This is a genomic window from Nonomuraea sp. NPDC059194 (assembly GCF_042754765.1).
GTDB lineage: Bacteria > Actinomycetota > Actinomycetes > Streptosporangiales > Streptosporangiaceae > Nonomuraea.
In genome coordinates this window covers 94,100-115,521 of the sequence record NZ_JBHZBH010000016.1, presented here as the reverse complement: position 1 = coordinate 115,521, position 21,422 = coordinate 94,100, and the positions used below count along the sequence as shown (strand labels likewise).

22 protein-coding genes are annotated in these 21,422 nt (G+C 71.2%); 6 read left to right on the top strand and 16 right to left on the bottom strand.

All coding sequences use genetic code 11. The annotated features are described in order from the left end of the window. The first annotated feature begins 14 nt into the window (after positions 1 to 14). Positions 15 to 251, top strand: coding sequence for a glutaredoxin family protein (locus ACFXJ8_RS20875; protein ID WP_379645569.1), 237 nt, complete (start codon positions 15 to 17; stop codon positions 249 to 251). Between the two features lie 33 nt (positions 252 to 284). Here the strand turns inward: ACFXJ8_RS20875 and ACFXJ8_RS20870 are convergent, their stop codons facing one another. Further along, positions 285 to 1,883 (bottom strand): putative quinol monooxygenase, encoded by a 1,599-nt coding sequence (locus ACFXJ8_RS20870; RefSeq protein WP_379645568.1) that lies wholly within the window; start codon positions 1,881 to 1,883, stop codon positions 285 to 287. A gap of 180 nt (positions 1,884 to 2,063) precedes the next feature. Between ACFXJ8_RS20870 and ACFXJ8_RS20865 the strand changes: the two genes are divergently transcribed. From ACFXJ8_RS20865 to ACFXJ8_RS20855, 3 genes are all read left to right on the top strand, one after another. Next, positions 2,064 to 2,714, top strand: coding sequence for a sigma-70 family RNA polymerase sigma factor (locus ACFXJ8_RS20865; protein WP_379645567.1), 651 nt, complete (start codon positions 2,064 to 2,066; stop codon positions 2,712 to 2,714). Positions 2,715 to 2,785: 71 nt separating this feature from the next. Further along, positions 2,786 to 3,427, top strand: a complete 642-nt coding sequence (locus tag ACFXJ8_RS20860) for a DUF5667 domain-containing protein (protein WP_379645566.1) — start codon at positions 2,786 to 2,788, stop codon at positions 3,425 to 3,427. A gap of 91 nt (positions 3,428 to 3,518) precedes the next feature. Then, a complete protein-coding gene (locus ACFXJ8_RS20855; RefSeq protein WP_379645565.1) occupies positions 3,519 to 4,391 on the top strand; it encodes an HAD family hydrolase in 873 nt (290 codons plus the stop codon). Here ACFXJ8_RS20855 and ACFXJ8_RS20850 read toward each other — a convergent pair. The 10 genes from ACFXJ8_RS20850 to ACFXJ8_RS20805 form a co-directional block, all read right to left on the bottom strand. Next, a complete protein-coding gene (locus ACFXJ8_RS20850; RefSeq protein ID WP_379645564.1) occupies positions 4,376 to 5,413 on the bottom strand; it encodes an alpha/beta fold hydrolase in 1,038 nt (345 codons plus the stop codon). The genes ACFXJ8_RS20855 and ACFXJ8_RS20850 overlap by 16 nt on opposite strands. Before the next feature lie 16 nt (positions 5,414 to 5,429). After that, positions 5,430 to 6,488 (bottom strand): LCP family protein, encoded by a 1,059-nt coding sequence (locus ACFXJ8_RS20845; protein WP_379645563.1) that lies wholly within the window; start codon positions 6,486 to 6,488, stop codon positions 5,430 to 5,432. Positions 6,489 to 6,490: 2 nt separating this feature from the next. Continuing rightward, complete coding sequence (locus ACFXJ8_RS20840; protein ID WP_379645562.1) at positions 6,491 to 7,072, bottom strand: RNA polymerase sigma factor; 582 nt, start codon at positions 7,070 to 7,072, stop codon at positions 6,491 to 6,493. Positions 7,073 to 7,182: 110 nt separating this feature from the next. Then, positions 7,183 to 8,049, bottom strand: coding sequence for a lysophospholipid acyltransferase family protein (locus tag ACFXJ8_RS20835; protein ID WP_379645629.1), 867 nt, complete (start codon positions 8,047 to 8,049; stop codon positions 7,183 to 7,185). Positions 8,050 to 8,072: 23 nt separating this feature from the next. Beyond that, on the bottom strand, positions 8,073 to 9,053 hold the full coding sequence (locus ACFXJ8_RS20830; RefSeq protein WP_379645561.1) for an NAD-dependent epimerase/dehydratase family protein: 981 nt from the start codon (positions 9,051 to 9,053) through the stop codon (positions 8,073 to 8,075). 20 nt (positions 9,054 to 9,073) lie between these two features. Further along, positions 9,074 to 9,172 (bottom strand): 30S ribosomal protein bS22, encoded by a 99-nt coding sequence (locus ACFXJ8_RS20825; RefSeq protein WP_018654693.1) that lies wholly within the window; start codon positions 9,170 to 9,172, stop codon positions 9,074 to 9,076. 153 nt (positions 9,173 to 9,325) lie between these two features. After that, positions 9,326 to 9,529, bottom strand: coding sequence for a helix-turn-helix domain-containing protein (locus tag ACFXJ8_RS20820; RefSeq protein WP_026214222.1), 204 nt, complete (start codon positions 9,527 to 9,529; stop codon positions 9,326 to 9,328). A 312-nt stretch (positions 9,530 to 9,841) separates the two neighbouring features. Continuing rightward, complete coding sequence (locus ACFXJ8_RS20815; protein WP_379645560.1) at positions 9,842 to 10,624, bottom strand: phosphatase; 783 nt, start codon at positions 10,622 to 10,624, stop codon at positions 9,842 to 9,844. 101 nt (positions 10,625 to 10,725) lie between these two features. Beyond that, positions 10,726 to 11,889 (bottom strand): acetoin utilization protein AcuC, encoded by a 1,164-nt coding sequence (locus tag ACFXJ8_RS20810; protein WP_379645559.1) that lies wholly within the window; start codon positions 11,887 to 11,889, stop codon positions 10,726 to 10,728. A gap of 54 nt (positions 11,890 to 11,943) precedes the next feature. Continuing rightward, positions 11,944 to 14,262 (bottom strand): M28 family peptidase, encoded by a 2,319-nt coding sequence (locus ACFXJ8_RS20805; protein ID WP_379645558.1) that lies wholly within the window; start codon positions 14,260 to 14,262, stop codon positions 11,944 to 11,946. 136 nt (positions 14,263 to 14,398) lie between these two features. On the opposite strand from ACFXJ8_RS20805, the gene ACFXJ8_RS20800 reads away from it, so the two are divergent. Beyond that, positions 14,399 to 15,016, top strand: a complete 618-nt coding sequence (locus ACFXJ8_RS20800; protein WP_379645557.1) for a DedA family protein — start codon at positions 14,399 to 14,401, stop codon at positions 15,014 to 15,016. Next, complete coding sequence (locus tag ACFXJ8_RS20795; protein WP_379645556.1) at positions 15,000 to 16,103, top strand: sensor histidine kinase; 1,104 nt, start codon at positions 15,000 to 15,002, stop codon at positions 16,101 to 16,103. Before ACFXJ8_RS20800 ends, ACFXJ8_RS20795 begins: the two co-directional genes overlap by 17 nt. 25 nt (positions 16,104 to 16,128) lie before the next feature. On the opposite strand, the gene ACFXJ8_RS20790 is transcribed toward ACFXJ8_RS20795, so the two are convergent. The 5 genes from ACFXJ8_RS20790 to proC form a co-directional block, all read right to left on the bottom strand. Beyond that, entirely contained in the window at positions 16,129 to 17,313 is a 1,185-nt protein-coding gene (locus tag ACFXJ8_RS20790; protein ID WP_379645555.1) for an ABC transporter permease, read from the bottom strand. Continuing rightward, positions 17,310 to 18,011 carry an ABC transporter ATP-binding protein gene (locus ACFXJ8_RS20785; protein WP_379645554.1) on the bottom strand — a complete coding sequence of 234 codons (702 nt, stop codon included), beginning with the start codon at positions 18,009 to 18,011 and terminating at the stop codon, positions 17,310 to 17,312. The genes ACFXJ8_RS20790 and ACFXJ8_RS20785 overlap by 4 nt, the downstream gene beginning before the upstream one ends. After that, complete coding sequence (locus ACFXJ8_RS20780; RefSeq protein ID WP_379645553.1) at positions 18,008 to 19,339, bottom strand: efflux RND transporter periplasmic adaptor subunit; 1,332 nt, start codon at positions 19,337 to 19,339, stop codon at positions 18,008 to 18,010. The genes ACFXJ8_RS20785 and ACFXJ8_RS20780 overlap by 4 nt, the downstream gene beginning before the upstream one ends. A gap of 22 nt (positions 19,340 to 19,361) precedes the next feature. Beyond that, on the bottom strand, positions 19,362 to 20,552 hold the full coding sequence (locus ACFXJ8_RS20775; protein ID WP_379645552.1) for an MFS transporter: 1,191 nt from the start codon (positions 20,550 to 20,552) through the stop codon (positions 19,362 to 19,364). Between the two features lie 63 nt (positions 20,553 to 20,615). Beyond that, positions 20,616 to 21,410, bottom strand: a complete 795-nt coding sequence (gene proC, locus ACFXJ8_RS20770; RefSeq protein ID WP_379645551.1) for a pyrroline-5-carboxylate reductase — start codon at positions 21,408 to 21,410, stop codon at positions 20,616 to 20,618. Positions 21,411 to 21,422: the final 12 nt, after the last annotated feature.

Genomic DNA, 21,422 nt, shown 5'->3' with positions numbered 1-21,422 from the left:
GCTAGGCTGAGGGGATGCACCGCATCACATTGCTGGGCAAGCCAGGCTGCCATCTGTGCGACGACGCCCGCGCGATCATCGCCAGAGTGGCGCAGGACATGGGCGTGCCGTGGGAGGAGGTCGACATCAACTCCTCCCCCGAGCTGACGGAGAAGTACTGGGAGATGATTCCCGTCACTCTCATCGACGGGGTGCAGCACGACTTCTGGAAGGTCTCGGAGCCGCGCCTGCGCGCGGCCCTGTCCGCTTGATATCGGGTACGGCCCAGCCCCCAGAGCTGCGCCTCAGAGCTGGAACGCCATCGGCAACGGCACGACCTTGGCCGCGTTGACGTCGAGCTCGATGACGTTGGTGGCCAGCACCATCGACTGGCGTTCGGTCAGGAAGCGCTCCATGTGGGGCTGGCGCTGGTGGTCGGCGTAGGCGACCTCGTCGCGGTAGAGCTCGTAGACGATGCGCTGCAGCGGGGCCGACTTCACCGAGTGGCAGGCGTAGACCAGCGTGTCGGGCTCGTTGCGCCGTACGGCGTCGACGGTGGTCTCGGCCAGCCGGTCGAACGCGTCGCCCGAGCCGTCCATGATCGTGAAGACGGTCAGCAGGCCGTAGATGCTCGGCGAGGGGCGCGAGCCGCCACCGGCGGGGACCGTGGTGGAGCCGGTCGTGAAGCCGGGGATCTCGGCGCCGGGGTAGACGGCTCCGGTGGCGGGCATGGCGTACTCCGGCTCGCGTGAGCCGTACCCGTGGGAGCCCGCCGACAGGCCCTCGGGCACGCCGAACATGCCGGTCTCCGGCGCCTGCGCCCGGCCGCCCGGCACGCTGTGCGGGCCGGTGTGCGGGCCGGTGTGCGGGCCACTGTGAGGGCTCTGGTGGGCGCCGGTGTGGTGGCCGGGATGCGGGCCGCTGGGCGGGAGCGAGCCGTAGCCGCGCTCGTCGCCGTTGGCCATGAACGAGCCGGTGGCCGGGCCGGCGCCGAAGGGGTCCATGCGGGCCGCGTAGTCGGTCTCCTGCTCGCCCGCGCGGTACTCGGCGACCAGGTCGCCGAGCCCGGACCGGCGCGGCTGCGTGACCTGCTGCTGGATCGGCGGCTGCGGCATCGGGGCCTGCTGCATGGGGGGCTGCTGGGCGGCGGGCTGCTGCGGGGACGCGGCCCTGCGGCCCGCGGGGCGGGAGTCCCACTGCTCGTCGGCGATCTCTTCCTCCTCGTCGTCGTACGGCGCGAGCGGGCGCAGCACGGAGTACCAGACACCGGCCGCGGCGACGGCGAACAGCGCGACGGTGAAGAAGGCGGGCACGCTGAAGCGCACGGAGCCGACCAGCGCGATGGCGCTGGGCGCGACGACCAGGCTGGCGTGCAGGTTGTCGGTGTCGTACTCGTCGCCGTTGCGCCAGCGCAGGCCCGCCACCACCAGGCAGCCGAGCATGACCAGGACGACGAGCGCGTGCACGCCGGTCAGGACCGATCCGGCGGCCAGGTCCCAGTGGAGGCTGCCGGAGGGCAGGGTCGCGTTCTTGAGCTTGGCCTCCTCGACCACGGGGTCGAGGATCAGGATGTAGCCGGAGACGATGGTGACGGCGATGCCGATGAGCCAGGACGCGAAGCTGGCTCTGCCCTTCTCCGCGAGCAACTGGACCAGGCCGATGGCCAGCCAGAGGGGCGCCAGGAGCGCGCCGAACAGCTGGTAGAGCCGGAAGGTGAGCGGACCGAACGACTGCAGGCCGCCCAGGCCGACCACGGCGAGCGAGACGCAGAGTGCGACCGCCGCCACGATCCAGGCGATCAGCCAGCCGTCACGGTCTTCCTGAAAGCGGCGCACCAGGGCGAACGCGGCGATCCCGGCGAGCAAGGCGCCGGCGAACGCGATCACTGCGACGAGGAGTTCCATGGTGCCCCCAATGCTGCCGGACATTACCTCCCAACCGGTAGCCGAAGAGGGAAGCCGGTCGATCCACACGGTATCCGCGGGTTTCAGGTAGTCATGCCGTGCCCAGTGCGGATTGTGGAATTTCCCGTTGATTTCTAGAGTGTTCGAGCACGCCGCACCCCTTACCCCTAGGGATACCGGATGCCTGACTCGTGGTCGTTCGCCGGGCTACTTCCTCCCTCCGCACTCGGAGGAGCACGGACGAGCGAGCTTGCCGTGCGCGAAAACGTCCCCGACACCGAGCACGACGAGCTGCGCACGCTGGTCTTACAGGCGAAAGCCGGCGACAACGACGCGTTCGGAACGCTCTACGACCGCTATCTCGATCTTGTCTATCGCTACATCTACTTCAGGGTCGGCTCCCATCCGCTCGCCGAGGATCTCACCAGCGAGACCTTCCTTCGCGCTCTTCGCCGAATCACCGACTTCACCTGGCAGGGCCGTGACTTCGGCGCCTGGCTCGTGACCATCGCGCGAAACCTCGTCACCGATCACTTCAAGTCGGGCCGCTACCGCCTGGAGGTCACGACCGCCGAGGTGCTCGACGTGCCCCTCGACGGGGCGCACATCCCAGAGAACGCCGTCGTCACGGCGATCATCAACGACCGCGTGCTGCGCGCCGTCCGGGAGCTCAATCCCGAGCAGCAGGAATGCGTGGTCCTGAGGTTCTTGCACGGCCTGTCACTCGCGGAGACCGCACTGATCATGGGGAAGAAGAGTGGAGCGATCAAAGCGCTGCAGTTTCGAGCGATCCGATCGCTGGCCAGGGCCCTCAAGCCCGATCTGGCGTAACCTCACCCCGCGGCAGGTCGTTAGGCAAGTATCAGCAAGAGATCACCATCCGGGGGCGGCAGGGAGCGTTCATGGGTAGGTCGCCATTCCACCGTCGGCTGTCCCCTCATGATGCTCTGCTCAGCCAGCTGAACGACCTCGGCGAGAACCTTCCGCTGGGCGGCGGGCCCGACCCCGCCTTCAGGGCGAGGCTGCGCGAGACGCTCATGTCCGAGAGCCTGCCCGCCGTACCGGCTCGGCCCGCGCGCAGGCCGGAGCGCAGGCGGCTGCGCTGGCTGTCGCCGCTGCTGTCGGCGGGTCTGGCGGTGGCGATGACGATGTCGGTGGTCGTGACCTACCGGGCGGTGCCCGGCGACGTGCTCTACCCGCTCAAGCGGGCGGCGGAGGGCGCGCTGATCGAGCTGAACCCCGACAAGGCGGGCGGCGCGCTCGACGCGGCGGGGAAGCGGGCCGAGGAGCTCGAGGCGCTGCTCGACGCGGGCGGCGGAGGTCCGCACGTGGGCGCCACACTCCAGGAGATGGAGGAGAGCACGCGTTCGGCGATCGAACGGATGGACAGGGCGGTGCCGCGCGACCAGTCGAAGATCAACAAGTTCGTCGAGGAGCAGCACGAGAAGGTCGACCCCATGCTGGAGCGGCTCAACGACGTCGACCAGCGTCAGGCCAGCGGTTACCTCGACTACATCGACGGCTTGCGGCTGCCGACCGGATAGGCGGCGCGGCCCAACCGACGCCGGCCAGATAGTCGGCGTCTCCCGGCCGCCTGCCCACCGGACAGGCGGCGCTTGGTTAAGCTGAGGGGCTATGAGGCGGCTACTAGGACGGCATCGGGCGGCTGAGGCGGAGATTGCCGGCGAGGTGGCGGCAGCCGCCGCGGTGGCCACGGTTCCCGCCGAGCCAGACCTGCAGGCCGCGGCCTTCTTCGATGTCGACAACACGATGATGCGCGGCGCCTCGATCTACCACTTCGCCCGCGGCCTGGCCACGCGCGGCATGTTCACCAGCTCCGACCTGCTGAAGTTCGCGGTCGGCCAGGCGGTCTTCCGGCTGCGTGGCAACGAGAACCCCGAGCACATCGCGGTGGCCCGCGAGACCGCGCTCGCCTTCGTCGCCGGCAGCAAGGTCGACGACGTCGTACGGCTCGGCGAGGAGATCTACGACGAGGAGATGTCCGACCGGATCTGGGCGGGCACCAGGGCGCTGGCCCAGTCCCATCTCGACGCCGGGCAGCGGGTCTGGCTGATCACCGCGACCCCCGTCGAGCTGGCCAGGGTCATCGCCCAGCGGCTCGGCCTGACCGGCGCGCTCGGCACGGTCGCCGAGTCGCAGGGCGGTGTCTACACCGGGCGGCTGGTCGGCGACCTGCTCCACGGTCCCGCCAAGGCCGAGGCGGTGCGGGCGCTGGCCCGCCGCGAAGGTCTCGACCTGACGCGCTGCACCGCCTACAGCGACTCGGCCAACGACCTGCCGATGCTCTCGCTCGTGGGGCGGGCGGTGGCCATCAACCCCGACTCGGAGCTGCGCGAGCACGCCAAGAAGCACGGCTGGCCGGTCCGCGACTTCCGCACGGGCCGCAAGGCGACGCTGACCGCGCTGCCGATCGCGGCGGGCGTGGGCGCGGTGGCGGGCGGCATCGCGGCGGGCATCGCGCTCCGCCGCCACTACCGCTCCGGCTGAGCGGCGCGCTCCCCCAGCGGCTCGGCCGCGCCCGCGCCGATGGGCTCCGGCTCTCCGTTCCCCAAGCGGGCGGAGACGCGTTCGAGCAGAGCGGCGAGTTCGACGCCGACCGCCGTCGGGTTCTCCAGGCCCACCATGTGCCCCGCCCCCGGCACCACGACCAGCCTGGCCGACGGCAGCGCGTCGGCGATCCTGCGGCTGTGGACGAGCGGGGTGAGCCGGTCGAGCGCGCCGACGAGCACCAGCGTCTCCACCGAGGCCAGGGCCGGTAACGCCGCCAGCTTGTCGTGGGCGACCATGCCGCGGTAGAAGCCCGCCATCACCGCCGCGGGCGTGGCCGCGATCATCCGGTTGACGAAGCGCAGGTGCTGCCTGCTCGGGCCGAAGGCCATGGAGCGGGTCAGCGGCATCGTTGCGACCGGGCTGAGCATCCGGTCGCGCAGGCCGTCCATGAGGAGCGGCGTGACGCGGGGCGCGAGCCTGCCGATCGGGCCCGGCAGGCCGAACGTGCTCTCCCCCAGCCGGCCCGACGACGTGCTGACGAGCGCCGCGCCGACGATGCGCGATCCGAACAGCGAGGGGCGGGCCGCGGCCAGCCCCATCACCGTCATCCCGCCCATGGAGTGGCCGACCACCACCACGGGCAGCTCGGGCGGCACGACGGCCTCGATGACCGTGTGCAGGTCCTCCCCGAGCTGCTCGATGGTGCACCTGTCGGCGGCGCCCGAGATGGAGTCGCCGTGGCCGCGCTGGTCGTAGAAGACGAGCATGGCGCGTCCGGCCAGCGCCTCCCGCTGGAAGTGCCACGAATGGCGGTTGAGCACCCAGCCGTGGGCGAACACCACGGCGTACGACGGCGACTCGGGCTCGTCGACCTCCACGGCCAGCCGTACGCCGTCAGGGGTGGTGACGGTGCGGAGGCTGCCCCGCACCGGCACCAGGTGAGGGGCGCGCCGCGCGCGGACGGCCGCCCCGATGGCCACACCTGTCAGCACCCCTGCCGCCATCGTCCACGCTCTCATGCCGCAGACGATACCCCTACTGGATTGCTCGTCCAATAGGCTGGTCGTCGGCGATCGCCTTGAACAGCCTGCCCGCCTCGGGCTGCTTCCACTGCAGGCGGTTGCGATCGGCGGAGTAGGGCACGACGGGAACGGTGAGAGAGGAGAACGCGGCCTCCGACATGCCCCTCGCGATGTCGGTCATCTCGCTCACCCCGAGCCCCTCGTCGGTGGTGAGCGCCTCGCTCGCCGTCCGGATGAACGCGCTCAGCTTGGCGGGGCTGCTCCTCACCTCCTCCGCCATCGCGGCCAGGAGCTGGTGCTGCCGCTTGATGCGGTGCAGGTCGCTGCCGTCGCCGTAGGCGCGCAGCCGGAAGTAGCCAAGCGCCTGCTCCCCGTTGAGCTCGTGCTCGCCCGCGGGCAGCGTCAGCTTCGACTTCTTGTCGTCGATGGGGGTGGGCACCTTCACCCTGACGGTCCCGACGGCGTCCACCATCTTCTTGAACCCGGCGAAGTCGACCTCGACGGCGTGGTCGATCCTGACCTTCGTCAGCTTCTCGACGCTGGCCCACACGCACCGCAGGCCGCCGACGTTGAGCGAGGAGTTCAGCATGGCCAACTGGCCCGGCTTGCCGTCGCAGCTCGGCAACTGCACCATCGAGTCGCGGGGCAGGTTGACCGCCACCGCTCTCTTCCCGTCAGCCGACAGGTGCAGCAGGATCATCGTGTCCGCCCTGCGGCCCGGCATCCTCGACTCGATCGGGCCGTACTTCGCGTTGCCCTCGCCCTTGCGGGTGTCGGAGCCGACGAGCAGCACGTTGAGCGCCCCGGTGGGCTTGGTGGCGGGGCGCGCGCCCGCGGGCGGGGCCACCGTTCTGTCGGCCAACGGGCCGCTTGTCTTGAGCACCACCATGGGGACGGCGACGGCCGCCGCCGTGGCCACGGCGGCCAGGCCCAGCATCGGCCAGCCGCCGAGCCTGGTCCTACGGCGCGGCGGCCGTTCCATCATGAAGCGCCCGCGCTGGCGGACCAGCGAGGCGGGCGGCTCGTGCTCCAGCGCGTCGCCGAAGTCGCGCAGCATCCTGAGATCGTCCATGGTCACGCCTCCTCCAGCATCGGATTGGTGTCGCCGAGCGCCGCACGGACCTTCCTGCGCGCTCTGTTGAGGCGGGAGCGCACGGTTCCGACCGGGATGGACAGTGCCTGCGCCACCTCCTCGTAGGCCAGGTCGCCCCAGGCGACCAGCAGCAGCACGTCCCTGTCCCTGGCGGGCAGGGCGGCCAGGGCACGGGCCAGCAGCGGGCGGGCGGCCTGCGCCGTCACGCCCGACGCCACTCGCTCGGCGGGCGACTCGGCCACGCCGTCCTGCGGCACGCGCAGCAGCGCCCGGTAGCGGGCCGCCTCACCACGGTGGTGGCGTGAGAGTAGCTTGGTGAGGATCCCGAACAGCCACGGCCTGGCGTCCGTGTAGGACGTGTCGTAGCGATGGCGTTTGGAGAACGCGACGAGGAACGTCTCCCCGACCAGGTCCTCGGCGGGCTCAGGGCCCAGACGCCGGGAGACGTAGCGGTACAGCATTCCCGAATAGCGGTCGAACAGCTCGGCGAACTGTTCGGGGTCGGCCAGGGAGTCTCGGATGAGCTCGTCGTCCCTGGCTCTGACGGGAGATGGCGCGGTCAACAGGCCGCCCCCTTCGTGGAATCAACGCGGTCCCCGGTATCTCTCCGTTTGACGCCATCCGGGTTCACGCTCGGGGGTACGGCAGGCCGTACAGAGCTCAGAAAAAGGGATCAGAAGAAGGCGTGGCCGCGGCGCAGCCGCAGGGCGTTGAGCAGTTGCTGGACGACCTCGCGGACGTGGTCGGTGAGCTCGAAGACCAGCATCGGGTCGTCGGCCGCGGCCGGTTCCAGCGTGTCGGTCCTGATCGGCTCGCCGAACTCGATCATCCACTTCGACGGCAGCGGCACCAGGCCGAGCAGGCCGAACCACGGGAACAGCGGCGTGATCGGCAGGTACGGCAGGCCGAGCAGCCGGGCCAGGAAGCGCAGGTCGCCGATCTTGGGGTAGATCTCCTCAGCGCCGACGATCGCCGTGGGCACGATGGGCACGCCCGCGCGGATGGCGGAGGCGACGAAGCCGCCCCGGCCGAAGCGCTGGAGCTGGTATCGCTCGGCGAAGGGCTTGCCGACGCCCTTGAAGCCCTCGGGGAACACCCCGACGAGCTCGCCCTTGCGCAGCAGGCGGTCGGCGTCTTCGCGGCAGGCCAGGGTGTGGCCGGTCTTGCGGGCCAGGTGGGCGAGCACGGGCAGCTGGTAGACGAGGTCGGCGCCGAGCAGCCGCAGCGCGCGCCCCGCCTCGTCGTGGACGGCCACCTGCATCATCAGGGCGTCGACGGGCAGCGTGCCCGAGTGGTTGGCGACCATGAGCGCGCCGCTGTCGGCGGGGATGTTGTCGAGGCCGACGGTCTCGACGCGGAACCACCGGTGGTAGAGCGGCCTGATCAGCTCCAGCAGGACCTTGTCGGTGAGCTCGGCGTCGTAGCCGAACTCGTCGACCTCGTACTCGCCGGTGAGGCGGTGGCGCAGGAAGGCCAGCAGGCGGGCGACGGCGTCGTCGTCACCGGCGGTGTAGGAGGGCGCCTCGGTGATGGGAATCACCTGGCGCTCTTCGGGAGAGGCGCTCAACTCCTGACACCTTTCCTCGACCGCAGGAAGTCGTCGAACGCCGCGGCGGTGGTGAACTTGGGCTTCCAGCCGAGTTCGGCGGCGAGCTTGGCGCCGTCGACGACCCTGCCGTGGTGCAGCAGCCGCAGTTGCTCGGGCGAGAAGTCGGCCAGGCCCGCGCTGCGGGCGAACTCGCCCAGCAGGCGGAAGGCGGGGGCGAGGACCGGCAGGGTGACGGCGCCCGCTCTGCGCGCGCACTGCGACAGCAGAAGCACGCCTTCCCCGGTCACGTTGTACGTGCCGGGGTGATCCTCCAGCGCCATCCTGCGCAACACCTCGACCGCGTCGTCCTCGTGGACGAACTGCAGCCGGGGGTCGAAGCCGAACACGGTCGGCAGGACGGCCTGGGCGAAGTAGCGCGTCAGGGGCGAGTCGACGCCGGGGCCCATGAAGTTGGCGAAGCGCAGCGTCGACACCGTCAGATCGGGACGGCGTCGCGCGAAGCCCCGGACATAGCCTTCGACCTCGACCGCGTCCTTGGCATAGCCGTGGGACGGGCTGTCGTGAGGTTCGACGTCCTCGGTGAACACCGCTGGATCCATCGCCGACGAGCCGTAGACCGCGGTGGTGGAACGAACCACCACGCGGCGCACGGTCGACGACCGCTGACAGGCACCGAGCAGTTGCATGGTGCCGATGACGTTGTGCTCTTTCATGGACGCTCGGCCCGCGTTCCCCGAGGGAGCGCTGACGAGGCTCATGTGCACGACGATGTCGATGTCCGCAGCCGCGATCACCTGAGCGATGTCGGGGCTGCGAAGATCCACCCGGACGAACTCCGTCCGGCCGAGGGAGATGCCGCCATCTCGGGTGAGCGAGGGGGGCGGCACGGTGTCCACTCCGATGACGCGACTGATGTCCGGGTCCGCCGCGAGCACGCTCGCCACCCGGGCGCCGATGTGGCGCGAGACCCCGGTGACAAGCACGGTGTGGGTCATCGGCGCCTCACAGACTGCGTCTACTTCTTGTTACGACGCTGGATGCGCGTCTTCTTCAGCAGCTTGCGGTGCTTCTTCTTGGCCATCCGCTTGCGGCGCTTTTTGATCACAGAGCCCACGGGACCCCCAGGTAACTGATAGCAAGGCTGAATCGGTGTGCGAGCGCACACCGGTCAACAGACTACCGGCGATCCACGGTAGATCGCCCCCTGGGGGTGACCGTGTGACGACACTCGCGATGTGACCACCGATCACACCGCTACCTTCTGGGCCTATCCCGCCTCGATGTACGCCTCCCTCAGGTAGTCGTGGACCGCCTGCTCGGGAACTCGGAACGAGCGGCCGACCCTGATGGCCGGGAGCTCGCCGGAGTGCACCAACCGGTACACCGTCATCTTGGACACCCGCATGACCGTGGCCACTTCGGCGACGGTCAGGAACTTCACCTCGCTGAGAGGTCTTTCGCCTGCACCCATCGGACGCCTCTTCCGCACGTGTTTCCGGGTTATCCCCACTGGTGCCATTGCTCACGCACGTGTACTGCCGTCAGCGTAAGTCGGGACTCCGAGTGCGCAAACCCCCTACTTTCCCAGTTATCGGAGCCGCCTGTCAGCGGAACCAGCAAAATCGCTGGCCAGCAGCCGGGCCGTGCCCCTCGCCTGGACGTTGGAACCGTCCATGTTCGTACACATAAGAGTCGCCCAGCCCCTCCCAAAAGTTGGCAAAGGGACGACGAGCCTCTTGGAATGCAGGCGCGAAAAGACGGTATAGGGAGGGCCGAATTCAACTCAAAGGGCTTGTGAGACTCGTGTGACGAGCCGATCGGTCAACGGCGCGTAATAGCGTGGGAGCACGTTGTCGTCGAGCGGAACCACGACATCGATCTTCCCCTCCGCCTCGCCGAGGAAGAGCGCGGGGTCGTTGCTGTCGGCGAAACCCACGGTCGGGATGCCCGCCTCGCCGGCCGCGCCCGCCCACCCGTGGTCGGCGATCACGAGGTCGGGACGCGCGTCGCCGAGCTCGGCCAGCATGGCCTCCATCGGCGCCGAGTCGTGCGTGTGGACGAAGCCGCCCCGGTCGTCGAGCATCGCGACGTCGCCCAGGTAGCGGATCTTACGCTTCCTGCCGAAGCCCGCTCCCCAGTAGGTCCAGCCTTCGGCCGGGGACAGCAGCGTGGCCCCCTTGGCCGCCACGGCCGCGGCCAGCGGCAGGTGGATGGCGAGCAGCCCGGTCGGGTGCCCCGTGGCGAACAGCACGCGGGGTGAGGGCTTGGCCAGCACAACGGCGATCCGCTCGGCCATGAGGTCGAGCTGGTCGATCGTGCGCTCGGGGTCGATGGTGTCCTGACCCTCACGGTGCCCGGGGTCGGCGACCACGCCGGCCGACTTGGCCATCTGGGCGAGGACGTCGCGGTAGGACCAGTTCTCGAGGCTGGTCAGCCCGAAAAGGAAGTACGGGTCACGGTTCGCGACGGACCTGTAGTGGTCGAGGTTGTTCTCCCTGCTGGTGGCCACATCTCCGGCGATGCGCGTGCGGACCAGGTGCTCGCGCAGTTCGTCGCGGGTCAGCACTGGGCTCTCCTTCCCACCTGTGGCAGCCTACGCTCCACAAATGGTCTGAACCATCACTTAGGTCACGAAATTCCCACGTCGCACACGGTGCTCCCGGCCCGTCAGGGCATCGGGTCGAGGCCGTGGAAGGGGAACACCGCGTTCCTCGTCGCCATGATCGCCCGGTCGACCGCGTCGGCGGGGTCGTAGCCGCCGGAGATGTCGGTGAACCGCGGGTTCCTGCCGTCGGTCATGGTGAGCGGCGGCGTCTCCCTCGTCCGCTCGCGGACCAGCGCCTGCCAGGCCTGGCCCGTCCTTGTCGACGGGTCGAGGGGATGGCCCGACACCTCGGCGATGAGGTGCGTCCACGCCCTTGGCACCACCTGGACCAGCTCGTAGCCGCCGCCTCCCGTGACCACCCAGCGCCCGCCCGCCGTCTCGTGGGCCAGGCGGTGCAGCGCCTCGTAGGCGGCGCGCTGGCCGTCGAGGCTGAGCATCAGGTGGGCCAGCGGGTCGAGCGCGTGGCTGTCGCAGCCGTGCTGGGTGACCAGGATCTCCGGCCGGAACTCGCGCAGCAGCGGCGGCACCACCGCGTGGAAGGCGCGCAGCCAGCCCTCGTCGCCGCAGCCCGCGGGCAGCGCCACGTTGACCGCGCTGCCGTCCGCGCCGGTCTCCTCCGGCCATCCGGTGCCGGGGAAGAGTGTGCGGGGGCTCTCGTGGAGGCTGATGGTCAGCACGCGGGGGTCGTCGTAGAAGAGCGCCTGGACGCCGTCGCCGTGGTGGACGTCGACGTCGACGTAGGCGACCTTCGAGGCGCCCTGGGCCAGCAGCCAGCCGATCGCCACGGCGGGGTCGTTGTAGACGCAGAAGCCGCTCGCGAAGTTGGCCATGGCGTGGTGCAGGCCGCCCGCGATGTTGACGGCGTGCTCGGCCGTACCCTCCCAGACCGAGCGGGCGGCGGCCAGCGAGGCGCCCGCGATGAGCGCGGAGGCCTCGTGGACGCTTCTGAAGGCCGGGTTGTCGGGGGTGCCGAGACCGGCGGTCAGGTCGGGCCCGCCGTCCGCGGAGACGCGCTTGACGGCCTCGATGTAGTCGCGCTTGTGGACGAGGGCCAGCTCGTCGTCGGTGGCGGGCGCGCAGCCGACCACCTCGGTCCTGTCGAGGACGCCCAGCTCGCGCGCCAGCGCCATGGTCAGCTCGACCCTGACGGGAGCGAGGGGGTGACCCGGGCCGAAATCATAGGCAGTGAGGGCGTCGTCCCAGACGACTCGCGCCGACTCGCTCATGCGGCCGACGTTACCGCAGTCGCCGGGATCGAGGTCGCCTGGGGAGAGCCGGATCTAGGGCAGGGCGTAGGTGCGGGTGACCGCGACGAGGTCGCCGTCCTCTCTGGTGGCCGCGACCAGGCCCGCGGGTCTGGGGACGAAACCCGGCACCGCGGACAGTCCGTCGGTCTCGGAGATGACGGTGAGACGGACCCGGTCGGCGCCAGGGACGCGCACGGTGATCGTGACTCCACGGGCGGGGATGCCGCGGAAGCGGATCTCGGCGGGCCAGGTGCCGGTTCGCGTGCCGGTGACGGGGACGCTCACCGAGCCGAACCGGCCGGCGTCCGCGGTGGCCTGGGTGATCGGCCGGTCGAACCGCAGTGTCACCGAGCGTGCGCCGTTGCCGCCGGTCACGCGCAGCTTGACGGTGTCCCCGCGGCGCGCCAGCACGTCGGCTCGCGGGCCGTGGGCGCTGATCGCCGGTGCGGGGCCGGTCCACAGCGCGCCCCTGGCGTACCCCTCGGGCAGCGCCGCCCGGTCGTGGCCTGACACGTACCGCCTGGTCCACTCCGCGGGCTCGCCGTCGGCGCTGACCCAGTGCGCGGCGCGGGTGTCGGCGTCCATGACGTACGCCAGGTGGGTGCGCCGCGGCCGGTCCGCGTCGAACCTGTCCGCCAGCAGCCCCGTGCCCACCAGCCCCACCGCGAGGACGACCGCCGTCAGGGGTACGGCCAGCACGGCGGCCCGCCTGGGCTTCGTGGCCGGGTCGGGCAGGAACAGCTCCACGATCGGCAGCACCGACAGCCCGAACAGTGCCAGCACCAGCGCGCTCGCCCCGCCGAGCGCCAGCCCCATCCCGTCGAAGGCATTGCCTGCCAGGGAGGGCAGCAGCATCGCGGCCGTGATCGGACCCAGCAGGGCCGCCGCCAGCCGTACCCAGGTGAGCGGGGGGAGCAGGAGGGCGGCCAGACCGCCGAGCGCGCACAGCATCGAAGGGAGGGCGAACAGGAAGGACGCCCCCGGAGCGACCTGGGCGCACAGGACGCCCAGCCCGGCCGGCCAGAGCAGTGCGCCGACCGACAGCGCCGCCGGTCCGAGCCTGCGGCGCATCGACTGGTACCAGCCGAGCACCGCCAGCGCGGACAGGACCGCGACGGCCGCCTGGAACGGCAGCGGGCGGTGCAGCAGCCCGCCCATCGCGTCGTAGGCGGGCCGCCAGGCCACGAGCAGCTCCCACAGCCCCTGCGCGAGGACCACCGACAGGATCAGCGGTACGACGGCCGAGACCGTCGCCACCAGCAGCCGGGGAAGGCTGAGCAGCCGCCTGACGCGGCCGACGACCGCCAGCCCCGCCACCGCGAGGACGGCCAGCGCCGCCAGCGGCCAGACGAACAGGTCCGGGTAGGTGATCATGGTGCCGAGGGCGCGGAAGTAGGTGACGTCGTGGTCGGAGGACAGCGTCCGAAGATCCGTGTCGCCGAGGGAGCGCGCCAGCGCCAGCATGTTGGTGCCGTGGTGCTGCAGGCTGCCCCGGTTGAGGTTGGCGATGGAGTCACCGGCGGTGTGGTAGAGCGAGGAACGCTCGATGTAGGCGAAGTTCATGCCGGTGAATCCGGCCTTGGTCAGCGGGGTGAAGTCGGTGTTGTTCGGCAGCAGCCGGTAGAGCTCCACCATGGAGGAGTCGCCGCGCGGGGCGGGAACGGCGTTGACGAACGCCTCGACCAGCCGGGCGTTGTTCCTGGAGGTCTCGAACATCAGCGAGGGGCCGCTCACCCCGCGGGCCTCCCAGTTCAGCAGCACCCCGCCCTTGCGCCCCAGGGGGTGTTCCCTGACGAACGCCTCGGCGCCGAGCACGCCGTCCTCCTCGCCGTCCGACATCAGCAGCACGATGTCGTTACGCGGGCCGGTGCCCTCTCGCAGCGCCCTGATCGTCTCGATCATCGCGGCCACCGCCGCGCCGTCGTCGGAGGCACCGGGCCCCATGGCCGCGGAGTCGTAGTGCGCGGCGATGAGGACCGTGCCGGTCGGATCGGTGCCGGGCAGCCGCCCCACGATGTTGTCGACCTGGCCGAACGTCGCCAGCCCCGCCGCCGAGCGGGCTCCCACCGACCGCTGGACCTCGACCTCGAGGCCCGCGGCGCGCAGCTGCCCGACCAGGTAGTCCCTGGCCCGGTCACTGGCGGGGCTGCCGATGGGCCGCGGCTCGGCGGCGAACCTCTCCAGGTGGGCCAGGGCGCGCTCGGCGATGAACTGGGTGCCGGGGGCGCTCGTCGGGAGGGGCTGCATCGTGCTGTCGGCCATGGCGGACAGCAGGATCACCGCGGCCAGCGTGAGAAGGGCCGCCATCCCGGCCAGCGCCCGTCTCGGGACGTCGAACATCTTTCCGATCATGGCCAGGAACAGTAGGTTCGGTCGCCCGGCCGCCGGAATGAGGCGCGTATCCGGCTGTGCCTGTGGTTTTCCGCACCCCCGGAACGGCCATGCACCTCATTCCGGATACATCATGATCGTTCGTAGCTTATGAGGCATGACGGAATGGCTGATCAACCTCATGGAAAGCCTCGGCGCGCCGGGGGCCGGGCTGGCGATCGCGGCGGAGAACCTCTTCCCGCCCCTCCCCAGCGAAGTGATCCTGCCGATGGCCGGCTTCGCCTCCTCCCGGGGCGAGCTGGACCTGCTGAGCGTGCTGCTGTGGACCACCGCGGGCTCGGTGGTCGGCGCGCTCGCGCTCTACTGGGTGGGCGCACTGCTCGGCCGCGAGCGCACCCTGGCCCTGGCCGCGCGGATCCCGCTGCTGAAGCTCTCCGACATCGCCAAGACCGAGGCGTGGTTCCTCAAGCACGGCCGCAAGACGGTGTTCTTCGGACGGATGATCCCCATCTTCCGCAGCCTGATCTCCATCCCAGCCGGGGTCGAGCGGATGCCGCTGGGCGGCTTCACGCTGCTGACCACGGCCGGCAGCCTCATCTGGAACACGATCTTCGTCCTGGCCGGCTACTTCCTCGGGGAGAATTGGTCCATCGTGGAGACATATGTCGGAGTGGGCACCAACGTGGTGATCGCCGTCGTCGCGCTGGCCGTCCTCGTCTTCCTCGGGGTCCGGCTGAGCGAGCGGCGAAAGGGTCGGCATGTGGCTCACCATTAGGGGGCTGCGGCTGCTGGGCGCGGTGGTCCTCGGGACGGTCACCGCGCTGCTCGATCTCGTCTTCGTGCTGGCCGCGTTGCCCTTCGGGACCCGGCCCGGCGTACGGCGGGCGGCCCGGCTGCTGGCCGTACTCGAAGCCCGCCGCCTGCGGCTCGACCCCGCCGCCCTCGGGCTCGACGCGGACCGCTCCGACGGGCAGGAGCTGCGCTACCTGGCGGCCAGGGTGCCGGTGGGCGTGCTCGGCGGCCTGGTCCTCGCCCTGCTCGGCTATGGCCTCGGGGTGGCCGTCGTCCTGGCCTGGTTCTGGGGCAGGGGCCTGCCGGTCGACGGCATGGCGCCGACCGTGCCGCTGCTCGCCTACGCCGCCCTGGGCGGGTCGGTGCTGCTGTTCCTGGACCTGTCGGGCCTGGTCGGGGTGCACGCGCTGGAACGGCGGCTGGCCGCGCGCATGCTCGCCCCCGACCCCACCGAGGCGCTGCACCGCCGTATCACCGAGCTGGCCGAGAGCCGCGCCGGCGTGCTGGCGGCCGTCGACTCCGAGCGGCGCAGGATCGAGCGGGACCTGCACGACGGGCTGCAGCAACGGCTGGTGGCGCTGTCCATGCTGGTCGGGCGTGCCCGCAGAGGGCGGCCTGAACTGCTCGCGCAGGCGCACGAGCAGGCGCAGCAGGCGCTGGCCGAGCTTCGCGAGGTGGCCTGGCGGGTCTACCCGTCGGGGCTGGACTCCCTCGGGCTCGCCGACGCGCTGGCCGGGGTGGCCGAGCGCTCCGAGATCCCGGTCAAGGTCGTCTGCGACCTGCCCGGCCGGCCGCCGATGGCGGTGGAGACGGCGTCGTACTTCGTGGTCAGCGAGGCGGTGACCAACGCGGCCAAGCACGCCGAGGCCACCGCGGTCACCGTCGAGGTTCGCGAGCAGGACACGACGGTCGTCGTGCGCGTCCAGGACGACGGGGTGGGCGGGGCGAACGCGGCGGGCGGCGGGCTGTCAGGACTGGCGCGGCGGGTGGCCGCGCTGGACGGCCGCTTCACGGTGACCAGCCCGCCCGGCGGGCCCACCGTGATCGTGGCGGAGCTGCCGTGCGGGTGATCCCGGGTTCTCAGGGAGCGCGAGGTCACTCCGCGCGCAGGGCGATCACCGGGTCCAGGCGGCCCGCCCGGCGGGCCGGGGCCACCCCGAAGAAGACGCCGACGGCGGCCGACACCCCGAACGCCAGCGCCACCGACCACCAGGTGATCGCCGCGGGCACGGGCGTGAGCGCCTGGATGGCCAGCGCGCCGCCCACGCCCAGCAGGATGCCGAGCACGCCGCCGATGGTGGTCAGCAGCACCGCCTCGATGAGGAACTGCGCCAGGATGTCGCGCTGACGCGCCCCCAGTGCCTTGCGCAGCCCGATCTCGCGGGTGCGTTCGCGGACGCTGACGAGCATGATGTTGGAGACGCCGACGCCGCCCACGAGCAGCGAGATGCCCGCGATGGCGGCGAGCACGCCGGTCAGCATCCCGAGCACACTCCCGATGGTGCCGAGCAGCTGGGTCTGGGTGACGGCGGAGAAGCGCTCGCCCGGGTAGCGCTCGCCCAGCGCGGCGACGACCTTCTGCTGGAGCGGCTCGATCTCGTCGGGGCCCGAGGCGCCGACCGCGATGCCGTTGATCTTGTCGGCGCCGATCAGCCGTTGCGCGGTCGTGACGGGGACGTGCACCTCCTTGTCACGGGCCACCCCGAACGTCGCGCCGACCGTCGCGTAGACGCCGACCACCCGGAAACGGGCGCCAGAGACGGTGATCTGGCGGCCCAGGGGGTCGACGTCGCCGAACAGCTCGTCGGCCACCTCCGCGCCGAGCACCGCGACCCTGCGGCGGGTGTCGACGTCGGTCTCCGTCAGATAGCGGCCCCGGTCGAGGGGGCGCTGGAAGATGTTGGGGAGGTTCTCGTCGGTGCCGACGATCGTGACGAACGCCTCCGTCCTGCCGACGCGCACGGTCTCGCCCGACTGGACGGAGACGGTGACCTTGCCGGGGTCGCCCACGACCCGCCGCACGAAGGCGGCGTCGGACAGGTTCATCCTGCTCTGGGTGGGCGCGGCGCCCACGCTGAGCTGGCCGGGGACGACCAGGATGATGTTGCTGCCGAGGCCGGAGATCTCCCGCTCGATGGCGTTCTTGGCGCCCGAGCCGATGGCCACGAGGATGACGACGGCCAGGACGCCGATGATGACGCCGAGCATGGTGAGCGTGCTGCGCAGCCGGTTGACCCTGAGGGCCTCCAGCGCCATGAAGAACGCCTCCGCGCCTCTCACCGGTCCGCCTCCCCACGTGCCGTGTCGAGTTCGATGAGGCCGTCGCGGACGTGGATCTGGCGGCGAGCGTGGGCGGCGACCTCGGGCTCGTGCGTCACCAGCACGATCGCCACGCCGCTGTCGGCGTTCAGCCGGTCGAGGATCGCCATCACCTCGACGCCGTTGCGCGTGTCGAGGTTGCCGGTCGGCTCGTCGGCCAGCAGCACCGAGGGCTCCCCCACCAGCGCCCGCGCGATCGCCACCCGCTGCTGCTCGCCGCCCGACATCTGGGAGGGCCGGTGGTCGAGCCGGTGTCCCAGCCCCACCGCCTCCAGCGCCCGCCTGGCCCGCGACCGCCGCTCCGCCTTGCCGACCCCGCGATAGACCAGCGGCAGCGCCACGTTGTCCAGCGCCGAGGTCCGCCCCAGCAGGTGGAACGACTGGAAGACGAACCCGATCGTCCTGTTGCGCAGCGAGGCGAGCGCAGTGTCCGACAGGGCGGAGATCTCGGTGCCGTTCACCCGCAACGCGCCGGACGTGGGCCGGTCGAGGCAGCCGAGCAGGTGCATCAGCGTCGACTTGCCCGACCCCGAGGGCCCGACGATCGCCGCGAACTCGCCCTGGCCGATCCGCAGGCTGACCCCTCGCAGCGCGTCGACGGAGACGCCTTCGAGCTGGTAGGAGCGGGTGAGGTCGACGGCCTCCAGTGCGGGGGTCATGACAGCGGCTGGCCCTGCCGTACGGTGTCGGCGCCCTTGACCACCACGCGCTCGCCCACGGTCAGTCCGCTCGCCACCTCGACCATGGCATCGCCCTGGGCGCCGAGCTTGACCACGCGCCGCAGGGCCGTACCGTCGGCCGAGACCCAGACCACGCTCTCCCGCCCGCTGGAGACGATCGCGGAGGCGGGCACCGCGACGGCGGCGGGCGCCTCGCGGACGGTCAGCCTGGCGACCGCGCTCATGCCGGGTTTGGGGGTGGGCGCTTTGGAACCGTCGTCGAAGACGCCAGGCCCGAGCGACAGCTGCACCGGATAGCTGACGCCGCCGGTGGTGGCCTCCATGGGCTGGATGCCGACGCCGGTCACCGTCGCGGTGTAGGTCGCGCCCGGCACCGCGTCGAGCTCGATCTCCGCGCGCGTCTCCGGCTTGACCAGCAGCACGTCGGTCTCGTCGATGTCGGCCGACAGCGTCAGCTTGGAGACATCGGTCACCGTCACGATCGGGTCGCCCGCCGACACCGGCACGCCGACCGCGACCGCCGCGCCGCCGCCGGAGGACCCACCGGCCGGTACGGCAGGCAGCTGCGCCGCCGCGCCCCCGGGGATCTGCCCGAGCAGGCCGCTCAACGCGCTGGACCCGCCCCCGCCCGAAGGGCGTCCGAGGGTGACGACGCCGCCGAACGGCGCCTTGATCGTGAGCGCTTTCACCGTGGACTCGGCCGCCTTCACCGCCGCCTTCGCCTGCGTGCGCGAGGCGGCCTGCAGCGACGACATCGAGGCGGTCAACCCGCTGGTGAAGCCGCTGACGGTACGGCTGAGCGAGGCGGTGATCTGGGACAGCGCCTGCTTGTTCGCCTTGTGCTGGGTCTCGGCCAGGTCGATGGCCGACAGCAGCTGCCTGCGCGCGGACGCGTCGTCGACCTTGCGCGCCTCCGCCCTGGCCTTCGCGAAATGCCTGGCGATCTTGCGGTCGAAGGCGCTGGTGTCGATGCTCGCCAGGCGGGGCGTCGAGGGGGCGGCCACCGGCCGCGCCGCCTTGCGCGCCTGGTCGAGCTGGCCGGTCGCCTGAGGCGAGCGGATCCTGGCGAGGATCTGGCCCTTGGCCACCTTCTCGCCGTCGCGCACGTACAGCTTGCTCACCGTGCCCTGGGCGGGCGCGCGCAGCGTGGCCGTGGCCCTGGCGCCGATGGTGGCGGGCGCCTCGACGACCTCGGTGACCGGGGCGCGCTGTACCTGCGCGAGCTGGAAGGCGGGCGGCTCATCGGCGGTGCAGCCGGTAAGCGCTAAAAGGAGGAGCAGCGGGGGGATACCGCGACTGACCGTCACGCCGCCTAGCGTAGAGGGCGGATCAGGCGGTCGCCTGCCGTACCCCTCTCACCGCCGGTACGGCCAGCAGCGCCGCGCATCCGCTGATCGCGACCAGCACGGAGAAGCCCAGCACGTTCTCCGGGCCGACCACGTCCGCCACCGGGCCCGCGATCGCGTTGCCGACCGGCATCGCCATCATCGAGCCGCCGATCTCGTAGGCGCTGACCCTGTTGAGCGCGTCGCCCGGCACCAGGGTCTGCACGCTGGTCGCCCACATCACCGACCAGAACGCCCACGCCGCGCCGCCCACCACCTGACCCGCCATGAGCAGGTGGAGGGGCGCGCCGAGGGCGATCGTCAGGGGTACGACCGCGAACAGCAGCAGCCCCGCCGCGCCCGCCGCCAGCGGTCTGGCCGGGCGGACGCGCATGGCGACCAGCCCGCCGACGATCGTGCCCGCGCCGCCCGCCGACAGGACCAGGCCGTAGGCGGTCTCGCCGTACGCGTCGGTGATCAGCAGGGAGCCGAGCGGGGTCAGCGGGCCGAACAGCGTGATGCCGAAGATGACCCAGACGAGGATGACGCTCCACATCCAGGTGCGGGACCTGAACTCGTGCCACCCTTCGCGCAGCCTGCGCAGCACCGGCTCCTCGGCCTCGGCGCCCGCGATGACCCTGGTGCGCATCAGGAGCAGGCAGGCGGCGCTGATGGCGAAACCGGCGGCGTCCATGGCGAAGACGGTGCCGACGCCCGCCAGACCGACGAGCGCGCCCGCCACTCCCGGGCCGACGAGCTGCACGATCGCCTCCGAGACGCGGAGGGTGGCGTTGGCCTTCTGCACGTCGGCGGTGATGCGGGGGATGGTGCCCGCGACGCCCGGGCTGTACATGGCAGTGGCGACGCCGTTGACCGCCGACAGCAGGAGGATCTGCCAGAGCTGAGGGCGGCCGGTGATGAACAGGACAGCGGTGGTGGCCTGGGAGACGACCCGGACGAGGTCGGCGGCGACCATCATCCTGCGCGGGGTGAAACGGTCCATGAGGACGCCGCCGAAGAGGATCAGGATGACCATGGGGCCCGTACCGGCGGCCAGCGTGAGGCCGACACCGGTGGCGCCGTAGCCCGCCTGGCGCATCCCGAGGGCGGTGGCGACGGGCACCATGGAGAAGCCGAGCATGGACACGGTTCTCGCGGTGAAGAACAGCCGGAAGTCTCGGGTCCAGACGGTCATGGTCGGCAATGATGCCGCACACAGGAAAGCTTCTTAACAGTGGGGTCCGGGGGACCCCACGGGTCAGCCGGAGGCGAGCTCGCGGCCGCGGTCGCGGGCGGCCTCGATGGCGGCGAGGAAGGCCGCGCGCACGCTGTGCCGTTCCAGCTCGGCGATCGCCGCGATCGTCGTCCCGCCGGGCGAGGTGACCGCCTCGCGGAGGATCACCGGGTGTTCTCCCGAGTCGCGCAGCATGATCGCCGCTCCCACGATCGACTGCGTGACCATGTCCAGCGCCGCCGCGCGCGGCATCCCCAGCAGGATCCCCGCGTCCACCATCGCCTCGACCAGGTAGAAGACGTAGGCGGGCCCGCTGCCCGACAGCGCCGTGGCCGCGTCCTGCTGCGACTCGGGGATCCGCAGCACCTTGCCCACCGGCTTGAGCAGGCTCTCGGTGCGCTGCAGGTGCTCCTCACCCGCGAAGGCCCCCGCGGAGATCACGCTCATCGCCTCGTCGAACTTGATCGGCGTGTTCGACATGACCCTGACCACCGGCACGTCCACGCCGAGCCGCTGCTCGACGAACGAGGTCGTGATGCCCGCCGCCGCCGAGATGACGAGCCTGTCGGCCGGCACGTAGGGGGCGATCTCGGCCAGCAGGGCGGCCATGTCCTGCGGCTTGACCGCGAGGATCAACGTGTCGGCGACCTTGGCGGCCTCGGTGTTCGACACGGTCCGCACGCCGTACGTCTCCCGAAGCGCCTGGGCCCGCTCCTCCCTGCGCACGGTCGCCAGGACGTCGCCCGGCTTGAACCCGGCCCGCAGCAGCCCCGACAGCAGGGCTTCGCCCATCTTGCCGGTTCCCAGAATCGCAATCATGCGGGCAGCCTA